Annotated in this window: 8 protein-coding genes; 1 reads left to right on the forward strand and 7 read right to left on the reverse strand. The window is 70.1% G+C overall.

Annotation, left to right across the window (positions count from 1 at the left end; all coding sequences use genetic code 11):
* Together B551_RS27330 and B551_RS07085 are read right to left on the reverse strand one after the other, a co-directional pair.
* Positions 1-128 (reverse strand): twin-arginine translocation signal domain-containing protein (locus B551_RS27330; RefSeq protein ID WP_172682444.1); only part of this gene is annotated, 128 nt, incomplete at its 3' end.
* The gene (locus B551_RS07085) at positions 125-601 is read right to left on the reverse strand and encodes a (2Fe-2S)-binding protein (RefSeq protein ID WP_006578605.1); all 477 of its coding nucleotides are present in this window, start codon (positions 599-601) and stop codon (positions 125-127) included. The genes B551_RS27330 and B551_RS07085, both read right to left, overlap by 4 nt.
* A gap of 108 nt (positions 602-709) precedes the next feature.
* Between B551_RS07085 and B551_RS07090 the strand changes: the two genes are divergently transcribed.
* Positions 710-1,744, forward strand: coding sequence for a LysR substrate-binding domain-containing protein (locus tag B551_RS07090; protein WP_023263762.1), 1,035 nt, complete (start codon positions 710-712; stop codon positions 1,742-1,744).
* Here the strand turns inward: B551_RS07090 and B551_RS07095 are convergent.
* The 5 genes from B551_RS07095 to pelG form a co-directional block, all read right to left on the reverse strand.
* Entirely contained in the window at positions 1,719-2,900 is a 1,182-nt protein-coding gene (locus tag B551_RS07095; RefSeq protein ID WP_006579038.1) for a zinc-dependent alcohol dehydrogenase, read from the reverse strand. The two genes, B551_RS07090 and B551_RS07095, sit on opposite strands and share 26 nt — an antisense overlap.
* A 373-nt stretch (positions 2,901-3,273) precedes the next feature.
* Entirely contained in the window at positions 3,274-5,673 is a 2,400-nt protein-coding gene (locus B551_RS07100; protein WP_231906531.1) for a CHASE2 domain-containing protein, read from the reverse strand.
* Positions 5,663-7,375: a FecR domain-containing protein gene (locus B551_RS07105; protein ID WP_055274525.1), complete on the reverse strand. Its 1,713-nt coding sequence runs from the start codon at positions 7,373-7,375 to the stop codon at positions 5,663-5,665. The genes B551_RS07100 and B551_RS07105 overlap by 11 nt, the downstream gene beginning before the upstream one ends.
* Complete coding sequence (locus B551_RS07110) at positions 7,365-8,069, reverse strand: response regulator transcription factor (RefSeq protein ID WP_006579049.1); 705 nt, start codon at positions 8,067-8,069, stop codon at positions 7,365-7,367. The genes B551_RS07105 and B551_RS07110 overlap by 11 nt, the downstream gene beginning before the upstream one ends.
* A gap of 152 nt (positions 8,070-8,221) precedes the next feature.
* The gene (gene pelG, locus B551_RS07115; protein WP_043437926.1) at positions 8,222-9,604 is read right to left on the reverse strand and encodes an exopolysaccharide Pel transporter PelG; all 1,383 of its coding nucleotides are present in this window, start codon (positions 9,602-9,604) and stop codon (positions 8,222-8,224) included.
* Positions 9,605-9,670: the final 66 nt, after the last annotated feature.

Raw genomic sequence — 9,670 nt, forward strand, 5'->3', positions numbered from 1 at the left:
CCTGAGGACGGTGCACCAGGCGATGCCCCCGCGGACGCGCCGGCCGCTCGCACGCCACCGGCGCCCAGCTCCAGCATCAGGCCACCGGCCAGCGCCGCCCCGCTCTTCAGGAAGTCGCGTCGCTTCATGCCGGCCTCCCGCTGCGCAGTTCGGCCGCGGCGCGATGGATCGCGCGCCGGATCCGGTCATAGGTGCCGCAGCGGCAGATATTGCCCGCCATCGCCGCATCGATATCGCCGTCACTGGGCGTTGGCTTCCGCGCCAGCAGCGCGGCGGCCGACATCAGCTGCCCCGACTGGCAGTAGCCGCATTGCGGCACGTCCTCGGCCTGCCACGCGCGCTGCAACGCGTGCAGCGCATCCGGTTTGCCCAGCCCCTCGATCGTCGTCACGCGCTTGCCGGCGACGCTGGACAACGGGGTCTGGCAGGCACGCACGGCCTGCCCGTCGACATGGACCGTACAGGCGCCGCACAGCCCCATGCCGCAGCCGTACTTGGTGCCGGTCAGATCCAGCTGGTCGCGCAACACCCACAGCAGCGGCGTATCCGCGGGGGCGTCCACCCGTCGGCGGGCGCCATTGACATCGAGCTTGGTGGTCATCGTGGTCTCCTCGGCCGCCCCTCTGGCGTGGACGGATCAGGGAAAGCCTAGGTGTCGCGCAACCATATGTGAAATATGATTTTGGAATCCAATCCATACGGATCGCATATGGATCTCCGCCAGTTGCGCTATTTCATCGCGGTTGCCGAGGAAGGCAACTACAGCCGCGCCGCCGAACGCCTGCATATCTCGCAGCCGCCGCTGAGCCAGCAGATCAAGTCGCTCGAGGGCGCGCTGCGGGTCACGCTGTTCGAGCGCGGCCGCCATGGCGCGCGGCTGACGCGGGCCGGCGAGGCGCTGCTGACGCGCGCGCGGCGCATCGTCGACGACTGCGAATCGGTGGAACGGCAGGTGCGGCGCGTTGCCGATGGGCTCGAAGGCTATCTGCGCATCGGCATCATCAACTCGGTGATGTACGGCCCGCTGCCGCTGACGCTGCGCCAGTTCCAGCTGCGCAATCCCGGCGTCGAATGGACGCTGCACGAACTGCTGCCCGACCAGCAGTACGAGGCGCTGGCGCGCGGCCGCATCGACGTCGGTTTCTCGTGCAGCACGGCCGCGCGCAGCGATCTGCGCTCGATCCTGGTCTATGCGCAGCCGCTGATGGTGGCGATGGCGGCCGACCATCCGCTCGCGGGCGCGAACCGCGTCTCGCTGCGGCAGCTGTCCGGCGATGCCTTTGTGCTGCTGAACATGCAAAGCCCGATGATCCGCAATGTGCTGGCCGCCTGCCTGCGCGACGGCTTCGAGCCGCGCGTGATGCACGAATCGGTCGATCCGGAGACGGTGCTGGGACTGGTCGGCGCCGGCGTCGGCGTCAGCGTGCTGCCGGCCTCGCTGTCGGCCACGCGGCGCGACGACGTCAGCTACGTGCCGCTGGCCGCGCGCGGACTCGATGCCGACCTGCACGCGACGGTGCGGCGCGAGCATGCGCTGCCCGCGCTGGAGCGTTTTCTCGCGCTGCTGGAGGACGTGACACGGGCCTGGCACCGCGAGGTGTTCGGCGCCGGCGCCACGCCGGGCGGCGCGGCCTGGGCGGTGGCCGCAATACGGGAGGAGAACCGGGCGGGGAAGCGGGAGAAGAAGCGGGACGTCCCGCGCAAGGCCGGCCGCAAGGTCAGGCCGGCGTCATCACGACCTTGATGCAGCCGTCGTGCTTGTCGCGGAAGGTCTCGTACATCGACGGGCCGTCCGCCAGCTTGACGCGATGCGAGATCACGAAGGTCGGATCGATCTGCCTGTCGATGATGCGCTGGAGCAGATCGTCGGTCCAGCGGTTGACGTGGGTCTGGCCGGTACGGATGGTCAGCCCCTTGTTCATCAGCGCGCCCATCGGGATCTTGTCGACCAGTCCGCCGTAGACGCCGGGAATCGACACGATGCCGCCGGGCCGGCAGACATAGATCATCTCGCGCAGCACGTGCGGGCGATCGGTCTCCAGCATCACGGCCTGCTTGACGCGGTCGTAGATCGAATCGAGCGAACGGGTCGCATGCGCTTCGAGTCCGACCGCGTCGATGCACTTGTCGGGGCCCTTGCCATGCGTGATCTCGTTGAGCGCCTCCAGCACGCTCTGGTTCTCGAAATCGATCAACGTCACGCGGTCGGGACCGAGCTGCTGCGCCATCCGCAGGCGCTCCGGCACGCGGTCGATCACCACCACCTGCTTCGCGCCCATCAACAGCGCCGACAGGATGCAGAACTGGCCCACCGGTCCCGCGCCCCAGATCGCGACGATATCGTCCGGCTGGATGTCGCACTGCGCCGCGGCCTGCCAGCCGGTCGGCAGGATATCGCCGAGAAACAGCACCTGCTCGTCGCTCAGTTCGGCCGGCACCTTGACCGGCGCCACGTCGGCATAGGGCACGCGCACGTATTCGGCCTGCCCGCCCGCATAGCCCCCGGTCAGATGGGTGTAGCCGAACAGCCCGGCGGTGGTATGGCCGAACATCTTGTCGGCCGCTTCCTTGTTGCGGTTGGTGCGCTCGCACACCGAGAAATTGCCGCGCCGGCATTGGTCGCATTCGCCGCAGATGATCGTAAACGGCACCACCACGCGGTCGCCGACGCGCAACCGGCGGTTCTGCGCGCCGACCTCGACGACCTCGCCCATGAACTCGTGGCCCATGATGTCGCCGTGCTCCATGCCGGGCACGAACCCATCGTACAGATGCAGGTCCGAGCCGCAGATCGCGCAGCTGCTGACGCGGATGATGGCGTCGCGCGGGTGTTCGATCACCGGGTCGGGAACGGTGTCATAGCGGATATCGTGCTTGCCGTGCCAGCAAAGGGCTTTCATCGCGGGCTCCCCAGGGAAGAGCGGCACGCCAGTCGCGCCGCATGGGGCGGGAATGCAAGCGCTGTTCCACGGGGATGGCGGGTGGGTGCGAGTCCCGATGTCTCCCTTCGGTGGCACGCGGCGGCGCGAAACTTACATGTGGGGGAAGAAGTTTCAAGCCGGCCGCAGGAAGGCGAAAGGACCGCCGAGGCCCGCCCGATGCGGGTGTTGCCTCCCCTCGCCCGCCGGCGGGAGAGGGGCCGGGGGAGAGGGCAGCGGCGCTCGCCAATGCCATCGCGGCTTGAACCGCCCGTTCCCTCTCCCCAGCCCTCTCGCGCAAGCGGGAGAGGGAGCCCGATGTCGCTAATGCAAAGCGTGTCGGCGGTACCAGGCCTCAACCCGGCAACGTGATCAGGAACGTCGTGCCGCGTCCCGGCGCGCTGTCGACGCCGACATGGCCGCCGTGCCGCTCGACCACGGTCTTGACGAACAGCAGTCCCAGCCCGCTGCCCTCGCGCACCGGACGGCCCTCCTCCTGCAGCCGGCTGAACGGCTGGAACAGCCGCGCCTGTTCCTCGGGCGCGATGCCGGGCCCCTGGTCGGAGACCGACACCATCAGGCCGCCGTCGCTGCCGTCGTCGTGCCGCACGCGGCCGGCGCGCACGGTCACGGTGCCGCCCGGCGGGCTGTACTTGACCGCGTTGTCGATCAGATTCGACACGGCGCGCATCAGCAACGCCGCTTCGCCATACAGCATCATCTCCTCGTTGCCGGTCTGCACCGCGACGGTCACGCGGCGGGCCTGCGCCAGCGCCCACAGCGAATCGGCGGCGTCCATCAGCACCGTGGTCAGGTCGATCTCCGCAAAGCGCAGATGCTGCGATTCGGCCCGCGCCAGCTGGATGAAATCGTCGGCCAGCGCCAGCGTGCGGCCGGCGTGATGGCGGATGCGGTCGAGCAGCACCGGCGGTTCCAGCGCGCGCGTGGGGTCGGCCTGCAGTTCGACGAGCGCAAGGATCGACGCCTGCGGCGACCGCATGTCGTGCGAGATGAAGCGCAGCGTTTCCTCGCGCTGGCGCTCGGCCAGCCGTACCTGCGTGATGTCGATGAAGCTGACGCTGAAGCCGGCGACCTCGCCCCCGTTGCCGCGCAGCGGCGCTCCGCGCAACAGCATCGCGCGCTGGTCATGCGTCTGCAGCTCGACCCCGGCGCGCTCGCCCCGCGTCGGCGCCGCGCCGCTGTCGGCCGCGCGCCTGAGCCGATCCCAGTATTCGAGTCCGCCCTGCGGCGGCGCGAAGATGTCGGCGATCAGCGTATCGAGCAGCGGACGCGCCCCGCCCTCGGCATTGAGCGAGGACAGCAGCCGCGGCGACAGCGCGACCGCGCCGGCATTGGCCAGCAGGATGCTGCCGTCGGCATCGCAGATCACCGTCGCATCGGGCAGGTTTTCCAGCCCGTCGGACAGCAGGCGGCGCAGGTCGCGCTGCCGCGTGATCATCCGGTACAGCGCGCTCATGCGGGTGTCCAGCGTGCCGCCGGCCAGCGGCGGCGCGCTCTTGCTGCCGGGCAGCGCCGGCTCGCGTTCGAGCCGGGCGACTTCGGCCGACAGGAAGCTTAGCGCCGATTCCTGCCGGCGCCAGCTCCACAGCGGGTAGAACACCAGGCAGGCGAGGATCGCCGGTACCGGGGAGAACCACAGCCGATCGAAATGCATCAGCGCGACGCTGGCGCCGAACAGGCCGACGATCACCGCCGCGCTGACCAGCAGCGCATCGCGCGGCGACATCAGCAGCGCGGCCAGGCAGGCCAGCAGCACCGGCAGCAGCGTCAGCGGCCAGTACCAGGCGCGCGGCACCGGCACGATGCCGTTGTCGTCGAGCAGCGCCTGCGCGGAATTGGCCAGCAGCTCGACGCCGCTGATGCCGGCGCCGTTCTTCGACAGCGGTGCGGAGAACATGTCGCCGAGGCCGGTCGCGCCGGCGCCGACCAGCACCAGCTTGTCGCGGAACAGCTCGGGCGGAATCGCGCCGCTCAGCACGTCGATCGCCGACACCGTGCGAAAGGTGCCGATCGGCCCGGCGAACGGGATGCCCAGCCGATAGCGCCGATGCCATTCGCCGGACAGCGTCTCGTCGACCGGCACCTGCCGGTAGCTTGCCAGCGGCCGCTGCGGCTGGCCGAACTGCACCAGGCGCACGACGAAATGGTCGAGCATCTGGCCCGGCAGCCCTTCCTGCAGGTAGATATGGCGGGCCAGCCCGTCGACATCGGTCGCGATATTGATATGGCCGACGTCCGCGCCCAGCGCCGGCAGCGGATAGTTCAGGCGGTAGCCGTCCCGCACCGGCTCGGCCAGCGCGGGAATGATCACGTTGCCGGCGCGCGCCATGCTGACGGCCAGCGCCTCGTCGTCCTCGGGATGGCGCCAGTCCGGCTCCACCAGCAGCACGTCGAGACCGATCACGCGCGCGCCGCCGTCGGCCAGCCGATCGACCAGCCCGGCCAGCAGCGAACGGCGCCACGGCCAGCGGCCCACCGCGGACAGCGATTCATCGTCGATCGAGACGATCAGGATGTCGTCGCGCGGCGCGTGCTGCTGCGCGGCGATACCGATGTCGTAGACGGCGAGGTCCAGCCGCTGGCTGGCGCCGAAATCGGCGCGCACCGCGGCCAGCACCATCACCAGCATGGTCAGCACCAGCCATTCGATCAGCGTGCGCCGATGAAAGCCCGCGATCAGGCCGCTGCCCGCGGCGGTGCGCAACTGGGGCAGACGGAACCGGCTATCCGCCACGGCGCACACTGCCGGCGGCAGTTCCGATCGGAGCGCCCGTGCCGTCGCGCAGATGCTCGTGGACTTCGATGCGTTGCGGCGCCGAGAACGGCGACTCGCTGCCGTCGCGCTCGATGCGCGCGACCCGCACGTAATAGACGCCGGCCGGCGGCCGCGGCAGCGCCGCGGTGTCCGACTCGATGCGCTGGTCCTGCAGCGGCCGGGCAAAGCGCGGCTCGTCGGCCAGCTGCACCCGATAGGCCAGCGGCGCGAAGGCGGCCGATTGTCCGGCCGCGCCCCAGCGCAGCCGCAGCGGGCCACCGTTGTCCTCGACCACGGCGACGCCCGGCGCCGGCGGCAGGATGCGGAACGGCACCGGCGCGCTCCACGGCCCGGCCTGCCCCTTGGCATCGATCGAACGCACGCGCCACCACCAGTCGCCCGGCGCCAGCGTCTGCTGCGTGCCCGCCTCGCGGGTGCTGCCCTGCGCGGCCAGCGTGCCGAAACTCTCGTCGGAGGCGATTTCGAAGCGGTACTCGACGGCGCTGTCGACCGCCGCCCATTGCAGTTGCACTACGGCGCCATGCACCGTGCTGCGCGGCGCCGGCTCGACCGTATAGGGCGCCGGCGGATTGAGCCGCACGGTCAGCGGCGCGATCGCCGCGTTGCCGGGAATACGGTTGCGGTCGATCGCGCGCACCTCGAGATAGGCTGCCCCATCGGGCAAGCCCGTCAGCGCCGCGGACGCGGGCGTGACGGTACTGGCGAACACCGCTTCGGTACGCTCGGCATCGCGCGTGACGCGCACCAGGTAGCCGATCGCGCCCTTGACCGGCTGCCAGCCCACTTCGGCGTGGCTCGCGTAGATGGGCTCGGCCGGCACCGCGCTCAGCGTCGGCGCGGCCAGCAGCGTGTGCACCACCGCGTCGCCGGCGCTGCCGACGGCGATGCCGTGGCCGGCCGTGACGGTCCGCCTGGCGCGCCGCGCGCGCACCGCCACGGTTCCCTCGAGCACCGCGCTGCTGTTGGCGCGCCGGCCAGGCTCGTCGGGTTGGCCCGCGTCGACGGCGTAGCGGGTGCCGCGCACCCCGGTGACCATCATCGGCGTGCGGACCTCGAAGCGGCCCACGCCAGTGCCCCCGGGCGCGACGCGCGATTCGATGCCGCCGCGGTCGACCTGCATCACGGTGTCGCCCAGGCCCGTGCCCGCGAACACGCGCAGGCGCTTGACCTGCAGCCGAGTGCTCGGCGGCATCGCGACGCGGGTGCCGTCGGGCAGCTCGAACGTGACCAGGCCATCGGCGCCGGTTTGCAGCCAGGCCGCCTCGTCGACGCGCATGCCGGGCCGCAGCGCCGCGCCGTTGGCATCGGCCTGTCCGACCACCGACACCACGCGCGCGCTGGCGACCGTCACCGGAATGCGCGCGAGCGGAATGCGGACATGGGTGCCGACCGGCAGCCGATACGGATCGGCGACGCGGTTCAGCGCCTGCAGCTCGCGCCAGACGTCGGCGCGGCCGGTATAGCGCTGCGCGACCCAGAACAGCGTATCGCCCGGTTCCACCTGGTGCAGGAAATATTCGCCGTCGGCACCGGCCGGGCCCGCCTGCGCCGGTGCCAATGCCAGCAGCGTCCATGCGGCAACGGCGGCCCGTACGACCGTGACGACCGTGACGGCCGCGGCGGCCCCGGTGGTCGTCAGCACACCACCCTTACGCGCCATCGGCCTGCCCCGCGCAGCGCTCGAAACGATAGCCGTAGGAGTACACCGAGGCGAGCCGCACGCCGTTCTCCGGCCGCAGGCCGAGCTTGATGCGCAGCCGCGACAGATGGGTGTCCAGCGTGCGCGAACTGGCGCCAAGCGAGCGCCCCCAGACCGCCTGCTCGACGACGTCGCGCGCCAGCAGCCGGTCCATGTTGCGGAACAGATAGAGCGCCAGATCGAATTCGCGCGGCGCGATATCGACCTCGACGCCGTTCAGGCTGGCGGTACGCGCCACCGGGTCGAGGCGATAGGCGCCCACCACGATGGCCTCGTTGGCCGGGGCCGACGGATAGGTCCGGCGCAGCAGCGCGCCCACCCGCGCCAGCAGCTCGCCCCTGCGCACCGGCTTGATCATGTAGTCGTCGGCGCCGCCGGCCAATCCCGTGACGATGTCCTCTTCCAGCGACCGGCTGGTCAGGAACAGGATCGGCGGGTATTGGCCCGAATGCAGCCGCACGTGCGTTACCACGTCATAGCCGCTGATATCTGGCAACTGCCAGTCCATCACCAGCAGGTCGTACGAGCGCTCGCGCATTGCGCGCAAAAAGGCCTTGCCGCTCGAATAACTGTCGCAGGTATGCCCGGCGCTGATCAGGATCTGCTGAATCAGTTCGGCCTGGCTGGGATCGTCTTCGACCGATGCGATGTTCATGTTCTTCTCGGTTACAGGTCCGTTCGCGTCTTGCCGCACGGCGGCTCCGGCAAGCGCGACTTCATGGATGGGATCGATGAAATGTGTCGAATTGTAAAGCGTCGGTCACCATGCCCGCCCGCGATGGCGCAATTGGAGCCGTCCGATTCGCATTACTGCAACATATAAGTTTCATATTCCAGGCGCTCGAGCCGGCGGTCCAGCAGCACCAGCGCGATCGCCACCACGATCAGCACCGCGAATGCGAAACCGTAGCCGTACCACGCGGGCCCGAGCGTCAGCGTCAGATGCGTCAGGCCCGCGTTCAACGCCAGCAGCGCCGCGCCGAGCAGCAACACCTCGCGGCGCCGGTCCAGATAGAAGTACAGGCTCAGCGTGGCAAGCAGCACCACCTGCAGGCCCGCGGCGACCATGTCGACATGCAGCAGCGGCAGGTACAGCTGCGTCATGCCGAACAGCGCCAGCAGCGGCCGCCCGAGCGCGAACAGCAGCAGCGCCGCGATCGCCAGCGCCTTGACGATCTCGTACAGGCCCAGCCGGACCGCCCGCACCATCGCGTTGCGCGCCTCTTCGATGCGCTGCAGCGAGCCGCCGCCGCGCACCGCGTCGACGAAGGCATCGTAATGGGCGACGAAATCCCGCTCGATGCGCAGCAGGAACACGGCCAGCGCGGGCACGACCGCGAGATGGGCCAGAAACACCGGGATGTCGTAGATCGCCGATGCATGCAGCGGACCGATGACCGCCTGGCCCGTGCCCGCGTGGTACCAGAACTGCAGCTTGTCGACCCAGAGCCCGAGCGGATACAGCAGGCCGATGGCGATCAGGCTCGGATAGCGATGACGCCGCGCGAACACCGTGAAAGACAGCAGGCGCCGGCTGCGATGGTGGCGATGGATCTGCATCGTGGTGCCGGCGAGCAGCACCAGCGCACCGATCGCGAAACTGCCCAGCAGCCCTTCCACGCCGAAGCCGCGCAACGCCAGCGCGGCGACGGACGCCCCCGCAACGCCGGCCAGGAAGGCGCAGGCGATCGTGCCGTACTGCTTCATGCCGGCCAGGAAGGCCACGGCGATCCAGACATGGCACATCAGCACGAAGCCGGCCAGCATCAACGCGCGATACGGCGCCGACTGCTGCGGGAACGCCCACAGCAGGCATGCCACGCCGAACAATCCCGCCAGCACGGTGACGGCCAGTCCCGTCGCGCGCAGGCCCGGCAGCACCAGCTCGCCGCGTCCTTCGGCGAGGCGATCGGCGGCGAAGCGCACCAGATGGAGCTGCAGCGGTCCGGTCAGGATCAGGCTGGCGACGATCAGGCAGGTCGCCGATACCTGGAACTGCATCGCCAGCGCGGACGACAATCCGGCCGGCAAGCGGTCCGGCAATGCGCGCATGGCGATCGGCAACAGGCCGGCAAGCGCCAGCGCGCAGGCGCCGCAGGCCAGCACGCCGGCAAAGCCGTACGCCTGCAGCGTGCCGCCGACGCGGTTGCGGTCGCGGAGGCGGCGAAGGAAAAAGGTCAGGTCCACCATCATGGCGCTCCGGCAAACGGGCAACGGCCGGCCGACAGCCGTTCGGCCGCCGGCGGCGTGGCCGGC

The organism is Cupriavidus sp. HPC(L), assembly GCF_000307735.3.
Taxonomy (GTDB): Bacteria; Pseudomonadota; Gammaproteobacteria; order Burkholderiales; family Burkholderiaceae; genus Cupriavidus.